Genomic DNA, 17,312 nt, shown 5'->3' on the forward strand with positions numbered 1-17,312 from the left:
CCACACGCACGCGACAGTGGCGCGACGTGGGCGCGACATGGTCGCCCCGGTCGCGGCGTAAAGCGCTACGGCGACGCCACCGTGCCGCACGCCGAGGCGACGGGTTTGCGATTGGGATGATGGATCTGTCAAAGAGCGGTCGCCCAAGCGGACGCGACGGTGTCTCAAACATTTTCCAACATTGGAAGGCCCTGTCCGCTTTCGCCCCGGTTCACGACATTCACGCCTCGGTTTGAGGCGAGCAAAAATGGACGTTCATAGGCGACGCAAGGTGCCCAACTAAGCATCGCTGAAACCCGCTGAACTCCGCTCTGGATCCCCACCAAGGCATTGTTGATCCTAATCGAGCAATCGCAGGCACGGCATCCACCGAAAATCGTTCGGTGGGACGAAGGTCTGGAGCGGCATCGCCGCGAGCAATGTCCTGCATCGCGCGGCGGCAGCTTCCATTACAGCCTGCCAATCCTGTTCGGTGCGACTCTGGGATAGAAATTCATATTCATCCAGCTCCGCAACGACGTCGATGATTTCCGGGGAAATCCCGAAGGCTTGCATTCGCTCGACGATCCGAGGAATTCCGATCGTGAAAAACGCCTCGTCCTGGTGAATCGCCCGCTGGCGAAGTGCCTCGATGAATCCGAGCACCACCAATAATAGCGCCTTCTCGGTCGCCAATATCCGCTCATCTACGGTCATGAATGATGCGCTAGGGGCGCTGTCTTGGCCGACGCTCGGCGACGGCGGATGATGTCCGATGGCCGGTGGGCCAACGTGGCAATGCTATCACACCACGCGTTGACCTTTCAACTCGGCGACGCTTCCGCGCTTCTATGCCACCATTGCATCAATTTCGCTGAAGTCGCCGATCGCCTGAGCGTGGGCGAAACGTCGCTTATTGCCTTAGGTCGGTCCCAAGCGGACCTTCCGTTTTCCACCCAGTAGCCGCCGTTTGCCTCCCGCTGCGGATGGCGCTCGACTGTGGGGTGGTAATATAACAAAAGGCCGCCCGGATCGCTCCGGACGGCCCTTTTCAATATTTCGTCATGCCGGACTTGTTCCGGCATCCAACGAGCAACAAGCGATGGCGCTCGTGGAGGGTTGGCCCCCGGAACAAGTCCGGGGTGACGGTGAAGGGTGTCAGCCTTCCGCCGATTCGCCGGCCTCGGCTTCCTCGGTCGCATCGGCTTCGGCAGGTGCCTCGCCCAGCACGGCAGCAGCGTCTTCGGTGACCTTGTAATCCTCGACGAAGCCCGCGACGTCGCGGCCTTCCTCGAACATTGCGGCCATCACGTCGACGCCCTCGGCCTGCATCTCGGCCTCTTCAGGCGAGCGGGCGACGTTGACCTTGATCGTCACCGCCACCTCGGGGTGCAGCGCGACCTTCACTTCGTGCACGCCGATCGCCTTGATCGGGCGATCGAGCACGACCTGGCTCTTGGCGATCTTGTGGCCATCGGCCTCCAGCGCCTCGACGATGTCGCGGACCGCGACCGAGCCGTAGAGCTGGCCAGTGTTCGACGATTGACGGATCAGCGTCAGCGACGTGCCTTCGAGGCCCTTGGCCTCCTTCTCGGCGTCGGTGCGACGCGAGGCGTTTTCGGCCTCCAGACGCTCACGATTGGCTTCGAAGACCTTGCGGTTGGCTTCGTTGGCGCGCAGCGCCTTCTTGTTGGGGAGAAGGAAGTTGCGGGCAAAGCCGTCCTTCACCTTCACCACGTCGCCGATGGAGCCGAGCTTCTCGACGCGTTCGAGCAGGATCACATCCATGTTCGCGCTCCTTACTTAACGATGTAGGGCAGCAGGCCCAGGTGACGGGCGCGCTTGATCGCCTGGGCGAGCTCGCGCTGCTTCTTGGCGCTCACCGAGGTGATGCGCGACGGGACGATCTTGCCACGCTCGGACACGAAGCCCTGCAGCAGACGAACGTCCTTGTAATCGATCCGCGGCGCGTCCTTCGCGGAGAAGGGGCAGCTCTTGCGGCGGCGGAAAAACGGGCGTGCCATATCTTAGTGCTCCTTACGCGCGGTCACGGTTGTCGCGGCCGCCATCGCGGTCACGGCCGCGGCGGCCGTCGCGATCGCCCTTGCGCATCATCACGGTCGGGCCCTGCTCGAGCTCGTCGACGCGGACGGTCATGTAACGAATGATGTCCTCGTTGATCGCTTCCTGGCGCTCGAGCTCGGCAACGATCGGGCCGGGGCCGTCGATCTCGAGCATCACGTAATGCGCCTTGCGGTTCTTGGCGATCTTGTAGGCGAGGCTGCGCAGGCCCCAGGTCTCGGTCTTGACGACCTTGCCCTGATTGTCCTCGATGATCTTGGTGGCGGTTTCCGCCAGCGCGTCGACTTGCGCCTGTGCCAGATCCTGGCGCGCAAGGAACACGTGCTCGTAAAGAGCCATGCCTTTTCCTTCATCTTGGCCGATCGCTGACGCCGCCCCGTGCGACGCCCCTCCGGCTATCGTCTCAAATGCAAACCGAGGCGGAAAGCGTGCGCTTCCCACCCCGGTTGCGTGTTTCCTTAGCGGTTTCCCCGCGAAACGCAAGCCTCGCGAGGAATTCCGGTCTTAGTGGATCGCGCCGCCGATGACAGCGCCGATCAGGCCGCTGGCGAGCGCGACGAGCACCGCGTCGTTGCCCGATTGCCGCCACTGGTAGCCGTAAGGCGGCGCCTGCAGGCCGTAATCGCGATAGTCGCTGATGACGCGATAGTTGGTCGCGTAGCGGCTGTCGAAGCGATCGCCGCGATTCCAGGTGCGATAGGCCGGACGATAGGTCTGGCGGTAGGTCACCCGGGTCGGCGCACGATAGGTCGTGCGCGCCGTATGGCGGTAATTCGCATAGCGGTTGCCGTCCTGATGGCGGTTTCCGCGATGGTCGCTGGTTTCGGTGCGGCCGTGGCGTTCGGCGGCATTGGCCGGCGCGGCGGCAAGGATCGGGCTGGTGATCATGGTCGCTGCGGCGGCGCCTAGGATGATCTTTTTCATGTTCTTCACTCCATTTCCGGCGCCCTTCTTTGGCGTCATGGACAACATGGAGGGAATCTGTCGCAAGCATTTGTCGAGTAACGGGAAAGTTGTAACACTTTGTCGCAGTTGGATAGAGCGATGCTATCGTGACGGGGCGCGTCGCCACGCACGAAGAGAGGCGGGGAGCCTGCGCTCCCCGCCCCGGTTGGTCCAAGCGGACCGTTTAGTTGAAGGCACCAGCGACGACCGCGCCGATCAATCCTCCGGTGATCGCGACGAGCACCGCGTCATTCCCCGAGCGCACCCAGTGATAGCCGCGGGGCGGCGCGTACAAACGGTGATAGTTGCGATAATTGGTCACCACCCGATAATTGCGGGCATAGCGATAATCGAACCGCTCGCCGCGCTTCCAGTTGCGGTAGACCGGCTTGCGGGTCACCGTGCGCTTGGTCACCACGGTATGGCCCGGCTCGTGGCGGACGACCGTGGTCTGGCGCTGCCGGGCAGCATCGGCAGGCGCAGCGGCGAGAATCGGTGAGGCGATCAGCGACGCGGCGATGGCCGTCAGCAGAAATTTCTTCATGTCACTCACTCCACTTTGTCGGCGCCTCGTTGGCGTCACAAGGAAACTATGAAGCGGGTGTCGCAGGGGTTTGTCGCCGAGCGACGGAATTGGTCGCAAAGTGTCGCAGGCTTGCGTCGGCGCGCGCGGCTTTATAACCGGGCGCCTTCATTCAAGGAGAGGATCATGCGCGCGTTCATCTTTCCGGGGCAGGGCAGCCAGGCGGTCGGCATGGGGGCCGCGCTCGCCGAAGCGAGCCCGGTCGCGCTCGAGACCTTTCAGGAGGTCGACGAGGCGCTCGGCCAGCATCTGTTCCGGTTGATGCGCGAAGGCCCGGCCGACGAGTTGACGCTGACTGAAAACGCCCAGCCGGCGATCATGGCCAATGCCGTGGCGATGTTGCGGGTGCTCGAAAAGGAAGGTGGCGTCAGCCTTGCCGACAAGGCCGATTTCGTCGCCGGCCACAGCCTCGGCGAATATAGCGCGTTGTGCGCGGCGGGCGCGATCGACCTCGCGACCACGGCGAAGCTGCTCAAGCTGCGCGGCCAGGCGATGCAGGCCGCCGTGCCGGTCGGCGAGGGCGCGATGGCGGCATTGCTCGGCGCGGATGGGGACAAGGCGCAGGCGATCGCCGACGAGGCGGCCGAAGGGCAGGTGTGCACGGTCGCCAATGACAATGACCCCAACCAGGTGGTGATCTCGGGCCATCGCGAGGCGGTCGAGCGCGCCGCCGCGCTGGCCAAGGACAAGGGCGTCAAGCGCGCGGTGATGCTGCCGGTGTCGGCGCCGTTTCACTGTCCGCTGATGCAGCCCGCGGCGCAAGCGATGGAAAAGGCGCTGGCAGACGCGCGCATCGCGCCGCCGCTGGTGCCCGTCTATGCCAACGTCACCGCCGCGCCGGTCAGCGATCCCGATACGATCAAGGCGTTGCTGGTCGAACAGGTGACGGGGCGCGTCCGCTGGCGCGAATCGGTGCTGGCGATGCACGCGGCCGGGGTGGGCCAGTTCGTCGAGTTCGGCGGCAAGGTGCTCGGCCCGATGGTCAAACGCACCGCGCCCGACGCCGAGACGATCAGCGTGATCTCGATGGACGACATCGAGGCGTTGTTGAAGATAATTTAATTCACGCAGAGACGCGGAGGCGCAGAGGGGGCATCTTGCGGGATATCGATTCGATCTCGGGCGATGTCGTCGATTTGGCGATCGGGATGCACCGGGAATTGGGGCCGGGGTTGCTCGAAAGCGTCTACGAAATGGTTCTCGCAGCACAGCTTGTGCGGCGCGGCTATAAGGTTTCCCGCCAGCAGCCGGTCGACATCGAGTTCGACGGAATGCGGTTTGAGGGAGCATTTCGCATCGACCTTTTGGTGGACGAACGGCTGTTGGTCGAGATCAAATCGGTCGAACGGCTAAATCCCGCTCATGCCAAGCAGCTGTTGACCTATCTTCGATTGACCAAGCAGCCCGTCGGGCTGCTTATCAATTTCGGGGGCGCGACGCTCAAGGAAGGCATCCGGCGTCTCGTCAACGGCTACGACCCCTCTGCGTCTCCGCGTCTCAGCGCGAACCAAATTACGGAGTGAAAAGAATGTTCGACCTTACAGGCATGACCGCGCTGGTGACGGGCGCTTCCGGCGGGATCGGTTCGGCGATCGCCAGGGCGCTGGCAAGGCAGGGCGCGCGGCTGGCGCTGTCCGGCTCCAATGCCGAGAAGCTGACCGCTTTTCGCGCCGAGCTCGGCGGCGATCATGTTGCCGTGCCTGCCGACTTGAGCGATCCGGTTGCGGTCGACAATCTGGTTCCGGCCGCTGTCGAGGCATTGGGTGGCAAGCTCGACATCCTGGTCAACAATGCCGGCGTCACGCGCGACAATCTGGTCATGCGGATGAAGGACGAGGAATGGGATCAGGTGATCCGCGTGAATTTGGAGGCGGCGTTCAGATTAGCGCGCGCCGCGGCCAGGCCGATGATGAAGGCCCGGTTCGGACGGATCGTGTCGATCACGTCGGTGGTCGGGCAGACCGGCAATCCGGGGCAAGCGAACTATGCCGCGTCGAAGGCCGGGCTGGTCGGCATGTCGAAGGCGCTGGCGCAGGAACTCGCCAGCCGCGGGATCACCGTCAATTGCGTCGCGCCCGGCTTCATCCGCTCGGCGATGACCGACGTTTTGCCCGACGCGCAAAAGCAGGCGCTGCTCGCGCGCATCCCGGCGGGCGATCTCGGCAGCGGAGAGGACATCGGCGCCGCGGTCGTGTATCTGTCGAGCAAGGAGGCGGGGTACGTCACCGGCCAGACGCTGCACGTCAATGGCGGCATGGCTATGGTCTGAAGGCTTGCCAGCGCGGAGAGGTCGTTCTAGGGCGTTCAGGTAATCCAAACCCCAAGCCAGAGAGGGAAGAAGAATGAGCGAGACTGCCGATCGCGTGAAGAAGATCGTCGTCGAGCATCTCGGCGTCGAAGCCGACAAGGTGACCGAAGATGCGAGCTTCATCGATGATCTGGGCGCCGACAGCCTCGACATCGTCGAGCTGGTGATGGCGTTCGAGGAAGAGTTCGGTGTCGAAATCCCGGACGACGCCGCCGAGAAGATCACGACCGTCAAGGACGCGATCACCTATATCGACGAGCACAAGGGCTGATTGCCCCAACTCGATCCGTTCGCCCCTGAGCTTGTCGAGGGGCTGCCCTTCGGCGAAGAGGGGCAGAACGGGGCTTCGACAGGCTCAGCCCGAACGGGTTGGGCCTGTTTTGCTATGTGGAGAATGACATGCGGCGCGTAGTCGTAACCGGTCTGGGCCTCGTGACGCCGCTCGGCGCTGACGTCGAGACGAGCTGGAACAACATCATCGCGGCGAAATCGGGCGCCGGCCCGATCACGCGGTTCGACGCGTCGAACCAGAAGTGCCGAATCGCCTGCGAGGTGAAGCCCGCCGATCACGAATACGGTTTCGATGCCTCGAAGCGCGTCGACCACAAGATCCAACGCCAGGTCGATCCGTTCATCGTCTATGGCATCGATGCCGCCGGCCAGGCGATCGAGGATGCCGGGCTCACCGAGATGAGCGAGGAAGAGCGGCTGCGCGCCGGTTGCTCGATCGGCGCGGGCATCGGCGGGCTGCCGGGGATCGAGAGCGAATCGATCGTGCTCCACGAAAAGGGGCCGGGCCGCGTGTCGCCGCATTTCGTCCACGGGCGCCTGATCAACCTCATTTCGGGGCAGGTTTCGATCAAATACGGCCTGATGGGGCCGAACCATGCGGTCGTCACGGCCTGTTCCACCGGCGCGCACTCGATCGGCGATGCGGCGCGGATGATTGCGCTGGACGATGCCGACGTGATGCTTGCCGGCGGCGCCGAGGGCGCGATCTGCCCGCTCGGCATCGCGGGCTTTGCGCAGGCGCGCGCGCTGTCGACCGCGTTCAACGACACGCCGGAAAAGGCCAGCCGCCCGTACGACAAGGATCGCGACGGTTTCGTGATGGGCGAGGGCGCGGGCGTCGTCGTGCTCGAGGAATATGAGCACGCGAAGGCGCGCGGCGCGAAAATCTATGCCGAGGTGATCGGTTACGGCCTGTCGGGCGACGCCTATCACGTCACCGCGCCGCATCCCGAAGGCTCGGGCGCGTTCCGTTCGATGCAGATGGCGGTCAAGAAATCCGGCCTCGATCTGTCGGACATCGATTATATCAACGCCCACGGCACCTCGACCCCGCTTGGCGACGAGCTCGAACTGGGCGCGGTGCGGCGACTGTTCGGCAACAACATCGCCAACCTGTCGATGAGCTCGACCAAGTCGGCGATCGGGCATTTGCTCGGCGGCGCGGGCGCGGTGGAGAGCATCTTCTGCATCCTCGCGCTGCGCGACCAGATCGTCCCGCCGACGCTCAACCTCGACAATCCCAGCGAAGGCTGTGCCGGGGTCGATCTCGTGCCGCATACGGCGAAGAAGCGGCAGGTGCGCGCGGTGCTCAACAACAGCTTCGGCTTTGGTGGGACCAATGCTTCGCTGGTGATGAAGGCGGTGTGACGCAAGGTGCCGTCATCCTGAACCTGGTTCAGGGTCCATGATGCGACAATTGCGGCGATCGTGACGGGTGTTGTGCCGTGGATGCTGAAACAAGTTCAGCATGACGGTGGAATTGATGGCGCGGATTCGCGGCGAAAGGATCGGCTGAATGCGCAAGGTCGGTTGCTTCGGGATGATCGTCGCGCTCGCGGCGATCGTCGCGATGTTTCTCGTCGTGCAGAGCTGGGGCGGGCGCGGGCCGGCCAAGCAGACGACGACAGTGCTGATCCGCGATGGCGAAACGCTGTCCGACGCCGCGCACGATCTCGCCAAGGCCGGCGCGATCAATTCCGCGCGGCGCTTCGTGCTGCTCGCTAAGCTGCTCGGATCGAGCGCCCCGATCAAGGCGGGCGAATACCGCCTGCCGCCGCACTTGAGCCAGTCCGACATCCTCAAGATGATGCAGGGCGGCGAAACCCTTCAAAGGCTCGTGACGATCCCCGAGGGCATGCCGTCGGTGATGGTCCATGATCGGCTGATGGCGGCCAAGGGCCTGACCGGTACGATCGCGATGCCCGCCGAAGGCTCGGTGCTGCCCGATACCTATGGCTATCAGCGCGAGGATACGCGCGCCTCCGTGCTCAGGCGCATGCAGGATTCGATGAAGCGCTATCTTGCCGCCGCCTGGGCGAAGCGGGCGAAGGGCCTCGGCGTCTCGACCCCCGAACAGGCGCTGACGCTGGCCTCGATCGTCGAGAAGGAAACCGCCAAGCCCGAGGAGCGCGCGATCGTCGCCGGCGTTTATTACAATCGCCTGAGGCTCGGCATGCCGTTGCAGGCCGACGCGACGGTGATCTACCCGCTCACCAAGGGCCGCGCGCTTGGCCGCCGCATCCGCGAATCCGAGCTCCACGCGAAAAACGATTACAACACTTATCAGATGACGGGGCTGCCCACCGGCCCGATCTGCAACCCCGGCCGCGCCTCGATCGATGCGGTGCTCCACCCGGCGGCGACCAAGGCGCTCTACTACGTCGCCGACGGCAAGGGCGGCCACATCTTCGCCGAAACCTATGAGGAGCAGCAGGCCAATGTCGCGAAGTGGTTCGCGATCAGGCGGGCGCGGGGGGAAATGTAGGGGGCGACTAGAGATCAGTTTCCGCTTTCTGGAACTGCGCCGCTCGATCCGCACATAGATCGACGCCGCAAGGTATTGCTAGTCTGCCTAGCGGCTGCCAACCTTGGGCGGGGGTTATCCATGACTTCGGACTATCTTGTCGCTGTTGGCGCTGAATATCGAAAAGAGACGCAGAGGATAGAGCCGAAGCTACTATTTTTTGGCCTTGCTCTTTTAATCTCTCATGTCTTGGAAATTAAACCGTCAGATTTTGACGTGGGTGGCATTAAGGTTGCCATAAAAGATGTGTCGGTCATCCATGGCGGCATCGCTCTGATATATTTATATTATTTTTGGAGCTACGTTGCATCGGCATTTCAGGGCAGTGCGTTAATGCCGATCGAGTTTAATCGCCGAGTTTCGCGACATCTTTTGAAATCGGCGAAAAAGCCATATAAAAACGAAAAATCGAAACGCATGACCTTCAGAACCCCCAAGCAAGTCAAGAGACATGCTTGGTGGGCAATGTTTTGGTTTCAGCTATTTTTGATGCCATTCGTTTTGCTGATGATTGCGCTGATGTTTTTGGCTTGGATCGTGGGCCTGTATGATGCTTGGACGTTCTCCGAATACATTTACGAGCGTCTGTTAATTATTTGGGCATGACGTCAGTTTATGAGTTCCACGCCTGCAGGGGCGTCACTCGTCACACCACGTTTTGTGGCAGCAATAACTGGCTGGCAAAGTTGCGTTACGCTCGCAACCCCGCCGCCGCGCGCGCCTTCGCTTCCACTTCGGCCATGGTGCCGCCGGTCACCCAGCTGCCGCCGACGCACAGCACCGGATCGAATGCCAGCCACTCGGGGGCGGTGGCTTCGGTGATGCCGCCGGTCGGGCAGAATTTGCATTGGTAGAATGGCGCGGCGAGGCTTTTGAGCGCTTTGAGGCCGCCCGAGGTTTCCGCCGGGAAGAACTTGAAGTGGGTGAGGCCCAAATCGAGGCCGCGCATGATGTCGCCGGCGTTGGCGATGCCGGGGAGGAAGGGGACGCCCGAATCGACGATCGGTCGGGCCAGGCGCTCGGTCAGGCCGGGGGAGACGATGAACTCGGCGCCCGCTTCCATCACCTGTTCGAACTGATCGGTGTTGACCACGGTGCCGGCGCCGACGATCGCGCCCGGAACCTGCTTCATCTCGCGGATTGCGTCGAGCGCGGCCGGCGTGCGCATCGTCACTTCAAGCACCTTGAGGCCGCCGGCGACCAGCGCCTCCGCCAGCGGCTTCGCGGTCGCGGCGTCGTCGATCACCAGCACGGGGATAACGGCGCTGGTCAGCATGATCTGGTCGATGGTCACTTGGTATGCTCCTGGGCGAATGCGGCCGCGGCGCCGAACAGGCCCGGCTGGGGATGGGTGATGAGTTTGACGGGGATCGTTGACATCAATTGCTGGAACCGGCCCTTGGCGACGAAACGCTGGCCGAAGCCCGATTCGAGCAGGTTGTCCTTGAGGCGCAGGCCGAGCCCGCCGGCAATGACGACGCCGGTGGGGCCGTGGGTGAGCGCGAGGTCGCCGGCGACCGCGCCCAATGCGAGGCAGAAGCGATCCATCGCGGCGACGGCGAGGCTGTCCTTGCCGTCGAGCGCGAGTTTCCACAGCTCGATATCGTCCTGGTTCTGCTTGACGCGCTTGCCCTCGATCGCGGCGAGCGTCTCGTAGATCGCGACGATTGCGGGCCCCGAGCAGATGCGCTCGGCCGACACGCGGGTATAGGTCTTGCGCAAGCGGCGGACGAGTTCGTCCTCGATGCCGTCGAGTGGCGCGAAATCGACGTGTCCGCCCTCGGTCTCGATAACGTGATAGCCTTGTCCCTTGACGCGCAGCACCTGGGCGACGCCCAGGCCGGTGCCGGGGCCGCAGACGGTGATCGAGCCGTGATCGGGCAGCGGCTTATCCGGCCCGCAGAGATGGATCAGCCATTGAGCGTCGAGCTGGCCGACGGCATGACCGACCGCGCCGAAATCGTTGATCAAGGTCCAGGTGTCGACCTCCAGCCGCGAATTGATCAGCGGCGGACGGATGATCCACGGATTGTTGGTCATCTTGATCAGCGTGTCGTTGATTGGCGAGGCGACGGCGATCGCCGCGGCGCGCGGCAAGTCGCGGCCGAGCTTCTTGCCGAATGCCTGCCAGGCGAGTTGCAGGCTGCCGTGGTTAGCGGTCTCAAGAGTGGTCGGCTCTCCGAGCGAGACGACGTGACCATCCTCGACCTCGGCAATCGCGAAGCGGGCGTTGGTGCCGCCGATGTCCGCGGCGACGACTTCCATTCGGCTCATGCTCGCATCGCCGCGAGCATCGCGGAGCCGCCGCGCTCGGCTTCGTTAGCGGTAGCACGCATCAGCGCGAAGAGTTCGCGGCCCATGCCCTCGACCGGCGCGGGCGCCTCGGCTTGCGGGCGGCTGGCCCATTCATGTTCGTCGACCATCGCCTGCAGCTCTCCCGTTACCGCGTCGACCCGGATCAGGTCGCCGTCTTGTATCTTGCCGATCGGGCCGCCGCCCAGCGCCTCGGGCGAGACGTGGATCGCGCACGGCACCTTGCCGCTGGCGCCCGACATGCGCCCATCGGTGACGAGCGCGACCTTGTACCCACGGTTCTGCAGGACGCCCAATGTCGGCGTCAGCTTGTGCAGTTCCGGCATGCCGTTGGCGCGCGGGCCCTGGAAACGGACCACGACCACGACGTCGCGGTCAAGCTCGCCGGCCTTGAAGGCTTCCTGCACCGAGGCCTGATCGGCGAAGACGCGGGCGGGGGCTTCGATCGTCCAGCGTTCGCGCTCGACAGCGGAAACCTTGATGCACGCGCGGCCGATATTGCCCTTGAGGATGCGGAAGCCGCCTTCGGGCGAGAACGGCTTGTCGGCGGGCGCGAGGATCGTCTCGTCGCCGCTCGGGCCGGGATCGCGCCAGACCAAAGCGTCGCCATCGAGCTGCGGCTTTTCGGCATAGGCGGCCATGTCGCCGGTGGACACCGTCAGAAGATCGCGGTGGATCAGCCCGGCCGAGAGCAATTCGCGGATCACGAAGGCCATGCCGCCGGCATCCTCGAAGCCGTTCACGTCGGCCGCGCCATTGGGATAGACGCGCGCGATCAGCGGCACGACGCGCGACAGGCGGTCGAAATCCTCCCAGTCGATCGTGATCCCGGCAGTCGCGGCGATGGCGGGGAGGTGGATCAGGTGATTGGTCGAGCCGCCGCTGGCGAGCAACCCGACCGCGGCGTTGACGATCGCCTTTTCATCGACGCAGCGGCCGAGCGGGCGGTAATCCTCACCGTCCCAGCCGATCTCGGCAAGGCGGTGGACGGCGGCGCGGGTCAGCGCCTGGCGCAGCTTGGTGCCGGGATTGACGAACGCGGCGCTCGGCATGTGCAGCCCCATCATCTCCATCATCATCTGATTGGAGTTGGCGGTGCCGTAGAAGGTGCACGTGCCCTTCGAATGATAAGCGCCGATCTCGGCCTCGAGCAGCGCGTCGCGATCGACCTTGCCCTCGGCATAGAGCTCGCGGACGTGCGCTTTCTGCTTGTTGGGAATGCCCGAAGGCATCGGCCCGCCCGGGATCAGGATCGCCGGCAGATGGCCGAAGCGCAGCGCCCCCATCAGCAAGCCCGGCACGATCTTGTCGCAGATGCCGAGTAGCGCGGTGCCTTCGAACATGCCGTGGCTGAGCGCGATCGCGGTCGACATCGCGATCTGGTCGCGGCTGAACAGCGACAACTCCATGCCGGCATAGCCCTGCGTCACGCCGTCGCACATCGCCGGCACGCCGCCCGCGACCTGCGCCGTGGCGCCGACCTCACGGGCCCAGACCTTCATCTGTTCGGGATAGCGATAATAGGTCGCGTGGGCCGACAACATATCGTTGTAAGCCGTTACGATACCGATATTTACCGCGCGATTATCCTTCAGCGCATCGCGATCTTCCTCGGTGCCGGCATAGCCGTGGGCGAGGTTGGCGCAGCCGAGATTGGGGCGCAGCGATCCCGCCTCGCGCTCTCGATCGATCAGCGCGAGATAGGCTGTGCGCTCGGGGCGCGAGCGTTCGATGATGCGGTCGGTGACCGCGGAGACTTCCTTATGCAGCGTCACGAGGCGCTCCAATGAATATCGACCGGCAGCTCGACGTCAGCGAGGACGCGGCCGACCGGGAGTTGCGAGGAGGGGCCTTCCTCGATCGCGCGTTCGAGCACCGCCTTCTTCGCATCGCCGGTGATCGCGATCATCAGCGCGCGGGCGGAAACGATCGCGGCGCGCGACAGGGTGACACGCGGGACGGGGGCTTCCTTGGGCAAGGGATCGGGCATCACGCCCAGCGCGCGGCGCTCCACCGGCCCCGCGATCGCCTCGTCGAAATCGGGGCCTGGGAAGATCGAGGCGCAATGGCCGTCGCCGCCGATGCCGAGCAGGCAGAGATCCAGCGGCCAGTGCAGATCCTGCAGGATCGCATCGGCGGCGCGCCCGGCGGCTTTGTAATCGGGCGCGGTGGCGCTGACGAGCGGGATGACGCGCGCGCCGACCGGCAGGAACGCCTTGCCGATCGCGGTGACGTTCGACAGCGGATCGCCCAGCGGCACGATGCGGTCGTCACCGGGCACGATCGTCACGCGTTTCCAGTCGCGCTTGGTCTCGGCCAGTTTCTGGTAGATCGGCAGCGGCGTCTTGCCGCCGGCGAGCGCGATCACTGCGGCACCGCGCGCGTCGATCGCGCTATCGATGATGAAGCCGATATCGCCGGCGACCGCCTCCGCCATTTCCTCGGCGTCGTCGTATTCCCACCATTCGATCTCGGTCATTGTCACTCTCTCAATTCAGTCAACAGATTAGGCAGGGTTGTTCAATCGTCCTGCCAGGTGACGCCATCGCGTTCGGTGAGCGCGATGGCGGTCGATGGCCCCCAGCTTCCCGACGGGTAGCTCTTGGGCTTGGTGTCGTTGGCGGTCCAGCCTTCGCGGATCGCGTCGATCCACGTCCATTGCGCCTCGACCTCGTCGCGGCGGACGAACAGCGTCTGGTCGCCCTCGATCAGGTCGAGCAGCAGGCGTTCATAGGCGATGCGCCGCCGGGTGCCGGCGAATTCGGCGTCGAGACTGAGGTTGAGCGGCACTTCCTTGAGACGCACGCCTTCGCGGTCGAGGCCCGGCTCCTTGGTCATCACCAAAAGCTGGATATATTCTTCGGGCTGGAGGCGGATAATCAGCGTGTTGGGCTGCAACAGGCCGCCGCGCGAGGCGAACATCGAATGCGGCACCGGCTTGAACTGGATCGCGATCTCGCTGCGCCGCGTCGCCATCCGCTTGCCGGTGCGCAGGTAGAAGGGCACACCCTGCCAGCGCCAATTGTCGACATGCGCCTTGATCGCGACGAAGGTTTCCGCGGTCGAGGGCTTGCCGAGCTCGTCGATATACGACTTGACGATCTCGGTGCCGATCGCGCCCGCGCCGTACTGGCCGGTCACGGTGACGTGCGGCACTTCCGCCGGCGTGATCTGGCGGAGCGAGCGGAATACCTTGACCTTCTCGTCACGGATCGCTGTGCCGTCGAAGCGCGCAGGCGGCTCCATCGCGATCATCGCCAGCAATTGCAGAATATGGTTCTGCACCATGTCGCGCAGCGCGCCGGTGCCGTCATAATAGCCGGCGCGATCTTCCAGCCCGACCGTTTCGGCGATCGTGATCTGGACGTTGTCGATCCCTTGCGCGTTCCAGATCGGCTCGAACATCGAATTGCCGAAACGCAGCGCCAGGATATTCTGCACCGTCTCCTTGCCGAGATAATGGTCGATGCGGAACGTCCGGTCCTCGGGGAAAACCGATGCGACGGCATCGTTGATCTCCCGGCTCGACGCAAGATCCTCGCCGAGTGGCTTTTCCAGACCGATGCGAACAAGGCCGTGCGCGAGCCCGGCTTCATCGAGGCCCTTGATCGTCGGCTCGAACAGGCTCGGCGCGGTCGACAGGAAGATGGCGAGGCCACCGGAGGTATCGCCGATCTTCTTGGCGAGATTGGGAAAGCCCTCGGGATGCGTGATATCGAGCGCCTGATAGAACAAACGATCGAGAAATTCTTTGATCTTCTCTTTGTTCTTCAGCTCCTTGGGTAAGAACTCTTCGAGCGCCTTGGAGGCGAAGGTACGATAGCTCTTGTCGTCATAATCACTGCGCGCAGTGCCAGTGATCGTCAGCCCTTCGGGCAACAGGCCGTCGGTGTGCAGCCCGAACAGCGAGGGGAGGAGCATCCGCTGGGCAAGATCGCCGGTCGCACCGAACAGCAGGAGCTTTGAAACGGGCTGGCGCATGGTTTCTCCCTTGGCTGGCGAAGGCGACGTCATAGCGTGAGCCCCGCGACCGGATCGATTCCGGCCATGATATTGAGGTTCTGGACCGCAGCGCCCGCGGCGCCCTTGCCGAGATTGTCCAGCGTTGCGATCAGCCGCGCGCGGCCGGTCTCGGCGTCGCCATGGACGCTCAGTGTCATGCGGTCGCTGCCGGCGTCGACGGCGATGTCGACAAGGCCGCCGTCGCGCTGTGCGACCGTGATGAGCGGCGCCGCTTCATATGCCTCCCGCAACGCGGTCTCGATCGCGTCGAGCGACGGACGGCGGCCGAAGGCGAACAGCGGCAGCGGCACCTCGACGACCATTCCGCGATACGTCCGTGCCACTGCGGGCGCGAAGATGGGAGGATGGGCGAGCCGCGCGTGGCGTTGCATCTCCGGCACATGCTTGTGGGCGAGATCGAGCGCATAGCCTCGATATGCCGCGCCGCCGCTGTCGGTTTCGAACTCGGCGATCATTGCCTTGCCGCCACCCGAATAGCCAGAGGTAGCGTTAACAGTCAACGGCCAGTCGTGGGGAACCAGGCCGGTGCGGACGAGCGGCCGCACCAGTGCGAGAAAGCCGGTCGGGTAGCAGCCGGGGTTGGCGACGCGAGCAGCTTCGGCAATCGCCGCTTGCTGGCCAGGCTCAAGTTCAGCGAAGCCGTAAACCCAGCCATCGGCGACGCGATGCGCGGTCGAGGCATCGATCACCCGCGTGCGATCGTTGTCGATCAGCGACACCGCCTCGCGCGCCGCGGCGTCGGGCAGGCAGAGAATGACGAAATCCGCGGTATTCAGCGCATCGCGCCGCGCGGCGGCATCCTTGCGGGTCGCCTCGTCGAGTTCGATAAGGTCGAATTCGGCGCGACCTGCGAGGCGGTCCTTGATTTCAAGGCCTGTTGTCCCGGCGCCACCATCGATGAACAATGAGTGCGTCATGCCGCCTGCTCCGCTGCCCGGTCGAGCGCATCGCGCGCGACATAACCGACTACCCCGCCCGGCTGCTGGCCCCAGCACCACGTCGTGGTGATCTCTAGCACGTCAAACGTATCGCCGGAGCGCAGATGGGCGAATATCTCGGCATCGGGGTTTGCGCTGGCGAGAATCGGCGTATCGCGAACCGCGAGCATCGCGATCGGCTGCGCATAATGCGGGGCGAAAACCTGCGCGGCGAGGCGGACATCGGCAAGATCCGGGCGCACCGCATAAGTGCGCGGATCGAGCGCGACAGAGCGGCCGGTCAGCGCGAAAGCGTTACGCGGTGGCGTGCTGGACGGCGGGCAGGGAGGAGTCGTCGTCGAGGAAGTGTCCGAACTCTTCAAGAAAATCTGCCCCTTCAGCCGTGCGCGTGACAAAGATGTTGCGCTTGTCGCTGTCGTCGCGCTGGCGGCGCAGATAGCCGAGCGCACCGAGCCTGTTCAAGGCGCGAGTCACAACCGGCTTAGAAACGTTGAGGCTCCGTGCCAATCCCCGCACGGTATGCGGTCCCGGCTTGAGGTAGACGATCATCAGAAGCGCCATCTGGCGGTTGGTGAGATCGGGCTCGCCCGATCGGACATAGTCCACGAGGGTCTGCATCCAGGTCTTGAGCGGCTTTTCGGCGATAGTCGTCACGGCAGCTTCCGTTTGTCGTTAGGCATGACACCCGGCTGATGTTCTTGCCTTGTAACGATCGGAAGCGCTCTCGGTTTCAGTGCGGACGCGAAATGTCGCCCGGTTTTCTGCGGGGCGCGCAGCCATGGTTGATCCAGCGCGCCGCCTCGCTTATGTGCCGCGCACGTTTTGCCGTACGGATCGTCTGCACCCACCATGCTCATTTTTCTGCTCGTCGTCCAAGCCATCATCGCGGCCTGCCTCGTCACCGTGATCCTGATGCAGAAATCCGAAGGGGGCGGCCTGGGCATGGGCGGCAGCCCGTCGGGCTTGATGTCGGCGCGCGGTGCTGCCGATTTCCTGACGCGGGCGACCGCCGTGCTCGCCAGCCTGTTCGTGCTGCTTTCGATCGCGATGGCGGTGCTCACGGCGACCAGCCACGACACCACGATCGATACGTCGCTGGCGCGCAAGCCGTCGGCGCCGCCGATATCGAGCCAGGCACCGGAGCCCAATAGCGACAATCCGTTCGCTACTGCGGCGCAGAATGCGATTGCGCCGGCGAACGGCCCGGCCGCACCGGCCAACGATTCGGTCCCGCTGCAACAATAAACACTCACCGATCGCACTTTTTTCGTGCCCGAAGGGATTCGGGCGCTTGTCCAACCTCGTGTTCAGCAGCTAGGCAGTGAT

Annotated in this window: 22 protein-coding genes; 8 read left to right on the forward strand and 14 right to left on the reverse strand. The window is 64.1% G+C overall.

Features of this window, described 5'->3' with window-relative positions; genetic code table 11:
• Positions 1 to 339 precede the first annotated feature (339 nt).
• From K7G81_RS06470 to K7G81_RS06495, 6 genes are all read right to left on the reverse strand, one after another.
• Entirely contained in the window at positions 340 to 696 is a 357-nt protein-coding gene (locus tag K7G81_RS06470; protein WP_223029910.1) for a DUF3969 family protein, read from the reverse strand.
• A 441-nt stretch (positions 697 to 1,137) separates the two neighbouring features.
• On the reverse strand, positions 1,138 to 1,767 hold the full coding sequence (gene rplI, locus K7G81_RS06475) for a 50S ribosomal protein L9 (RefSeq protein WP_223029911.1): 630 nt from the start codon (positions 1,765 to 1,767) through the stop codon (positions 1,138 to 1,140).
• A gap of 11 nt (positions 1,768 to 1,778) precedes the next feature.
• Positions 1,779 to 2,003 carry a 30S ribosomal protein S18 gene (gene rpsR, locus K7G81_RS06480; RefSeq protein ID WP_010543816.1) on the reverse strand — a complete coding sequence of 75 codons (225 nt, stop codon included), beginning with the start codon at positions 2,001 to 2,003 and terminating at the stop codon, positions 1,779 to 1,781.
• Between the two features lie 13 nt (positions 2,004 to 2,016).
• The gene (rpsF, locus tag K7G81_RS06485) at positions 2,017 to 2,400 is read right to left on the reverse strand and encodes a 30S ribosomal protein S6 (RefSeq protein ID WP_223029912.1); all 384 of its coding nucleotides are present in this window, start codon (positions 2,398 to 2,400) and stop codon (positions 2,017 to 2,019) included.
• A gap of 165 nt (positions 2,401 to 2,565) precedes the next feature.
• The gene (locus K7G81_RS06490; RefSeq protein ID WP_223029913.1) at positions 2,566 to 2,985 is read right to left on the reverse strand and encodes an RcnB family protein; all 420 of its coding nucleotides are present in this window, start codon (positions 2,983 to 2,985) and stop codon (positions 2,566 to 2,568) included.
• Positions 2,986 to 3,190: 205 nt separating this feature from the next.
• A complete protein-coding gene (locus tag K7G81_RS06495) occupies positions 3,191 to 3,550 on the reverse strand; it encodes an RcnB family protein (RefSeq protein WP_223029914.1) in 360 nt (119 codons plus the stop codon).
• A gap of 165 nt (positions 3,551 to 3,715) precedes the next feature.
• Here K7G81_RS06495 and fabD point away from each other — a divergent pair, with 165 nt between their 5' ends.
• The 7 genes from fabD (at position 3,716) to K7G81_RS06530 (ending at position 9,318) form a co-directional block, all read left to right on the forward strand.
• Positions 3,716 to 4,651: an ACP S-malonyltransferase gene (gene fabD / locus K7G81_RS06500; RefSeq protein WP_223029915.1), complete on the forward strand. Its 936-nt coding sequence runs from the start codon at positions 3,716 to 3,718 to the stop codon at positions 4,649 to 4,651.
• Positions 4,652 to 4,686: 35 nt separating this feature from the next.
• Positions 4,687 to 5,112 (forward strand): GxxExxY protein, encoded by a 426-nt coding sequence (locus tag K7G81_RS06505; protein ID WP_223029916.1) that lies wholly within the window; start codon positions 4,687 to 4,689, stop codon positions 5,110 to 5,112.
• A 5-nt stretch (positions 5,113 to 5,117) separates the two neighbouring features.
• On the forward strand, positions 5,118 to 5,858 hold the full coding sequence (gene fabG / locus K7G81_RS06510; RefSeq protein ID WP_223029917.1) for a 3-oxoacyl-[acyl-carrier-protein] reductase: 741 nt from the start codon (positions 5,118 to 5,120) through the stop codon (positions 5,856 to 5,858).
• A gap of 73 nt (positions 5,859 to 5,931) precedes the next feature.
• Positions 5,932 to 6,168 carry an acyl carrier protein gene (locus K7G81_RS06515; protein ID WP_019515010.1) on the forward strand — a complete coding sequence of 79 codons (237 nt, stop codon included), beginning with the start codon at positions 5,932 to 5,934 and terminating at the stop codon, positions 6,166 to 6,168.
• Positions 6,169 to 6,296: 128 nt separating this feature from the next.
• Positions 6,297 to 7,556, forward strand: a complete 1,260-nt coding sequence (gene fabF, locus K7G81_RS06520; protein WP_223029918.1) for a beta-ketoacyl-ACP synthase II — start codon at positions 6,297 to 6,299, stop codon at positions 7,554 to 7,556.
• A 148-nt stretch (positions 7,557 to 7,704) separates the two neighbouring features.
• The gene (gene mltG, locus K7G81_RS06525) at positions 7,705 to 8,673 is read left to right on the forward strand and encodes an endolytic transglycosylase MltG (protein ID WP_223029919.1); all 969 of its coding nucleotides are present in this window, start codon (positions 7,705 to 7,707) and stop codon (positions 8,671 to 8,673) included.
• 120 nt (positions 8,674 to 8,793) lie between these two features.
• Positions 8,794 to 9,318, forward strand: a complete 525-nt coding sequence (locus tag K7G81_RS06530) for a hypothetical protein (protein ID WP_223029920.1) — start codon at positions 8,794 to 8,796, stop codon at positions 9,316 to 9,318.
• 85 nt (positions 9,319 to 9,403) lie between these two features.
• On the opposite strand, the gene eda is transcribed toward K7G81_RS06530, so the two are convergent.
• The 8 genes from eda to K7G81_RS06570 are packed head-to-tail and all read right to left on the reverse strand — an operon-like array spanning position 9,404 to position 16,604.
• The gene (gene eda, locus K7G81_RS06535) at positions 9,404 to 9,988 is read right to left on the reverse strand and encodes a bifunctional 4-hydroxy-2-oxoglutarate aldolase/2-dehydro-3-deoxy-phosphogluconate aldolase (protein ID WP_223030160.1); all 585 of its coding nucleotides are present in this window, start codon (positions 9,986 to 9,988) and stop codon (positions 9,404 to 9,406) included.
• A 14-nt stretch (positions 9,989 to 10,002) separates the two neighbouring features.
• Positions 10,003 to 10,977: a glucokinase gene (glk, locus tag K7G81_RS06540; RefSeq protein ID WP_223030159.1), complete on the reverse strand. Its 975-nt coding sequence runs from the start codon at positions 10,975 to 10,977 to the stop codon at positions 10,003 to 10,005.
• Between the two features lie 5 nt (positions 10,978 to 10,982).
• Positions 10,983 to 12,800: a phosphogluconate dehydratase gene (edd, locus tag K7G81_RS06545; RefSeq protein WP_223029921.1), complete on the reverse strand. Its 1,818-nt coding sequence runs from the start codon at positions 12,798 to 12,800 to the stop codon at positions 10,983 to 10,985.
• Positions 12,797 to 13,504 (reverse strand): 6-phosphogluconolactonase, encoded by a 708-nt coding sequence (gene pgl / locus K7G81_RS06550; RefSeq protein ID WP_223029922.1) that lies wholly within the window; start codon positions 13,502 to 13,504, stop codon positions 12,797 to 12,799. Before pgl ends, edd begins: the two co-directional genes overlap by 4 nt.
• 41 nt (positions 13,505 to 13,545) lie before the next feature.
• Positions 13,546 to 15,006 carry a glucose-6-phosphate dehydrogenase gene (zwf, locus tag K7G81_RS06555; RefSeq protein WP_223029923.1) on the reverse strand — a complete coding sequence of 487 codons (1,461 nt, stop codon included), beginning with the start codon at positions 15,004 to 15,006 and terminating at the stop codon, positions 13,546 to 13,548.
• Between the two features lie 29 nt (positions 15,007 to 15,035).
• The gene (argC, locus tag K7G81_RS06560) at positions 15,036 to 15,965 is read right to left on the reverse strand and encodes an N-acetyl-gamma-glutamyl-phosphate reductase (protein ID WP_223029924.1); all 930 of its coding nucleotides are present in this window, start codon (positions 15,963 to 15,965) and stop codon (positions 15,036 to 15,038) included.
• Positions 15,962 to 16,348, reverse strand: a complete 387-nt coding sequence (locus K7G81_RS06565) for an SH3 domain-containing protein (protein WP_255586688.1) — start codon at positions 16,346 to 16,348, stop codon at positions 15,962 to 15,964. The genes argC and K7G81_RS06565 overlap by 4 nt, the downstream gene beginning before the upstream one ends.
• Positions 16,281 to 16,604 carry a MarR family transcriptional regulator gene (locus K7G81_RS06570; RefSeq protein WP_223030162.1) on the reverse strand — a complete coding sequence of 108 codons (324 nt, stop codon included), beginning with the start codon at positions 16,602 to 16,604 and terminating at the stop codon, positions 16,281 to 16,283. Before K7G81_RS06570 ends, K7G81_RS06565 begins: the two co-directional genes overlap by 68 nt.
• Before the next feature lie 231 nt (positions 16,605 to 16,835).
• Here K7G81_RS06570 and secG point away from each other — a divergent pair, with 231 nt between their 5' ends.
• Positions 16,836 to 17,231 (forward strand): preprotein translocase subunit SecG, encoded by a 396-nt coding sequence (gene secG, locus K7G81_RS06575; RefSeq protein WP_223029925.1) that lies wholly within the window; start codon positions 16,836 to 16,838, stop codon positions 17,229 to 17,231.
• Positions 17,232 to 17,312: the final 81 nt, after the last annotated feature.

The organism is Hephaestia mangrovi (assembly GCF_019880555.1).
Classification (GTDB): Bacteria; Pseudomonadota; Alphaproteobacteria; order Sphingomonadales; family Sphingomonadaceae; genus Sphingomonas; species Sphingomonas mangrovi.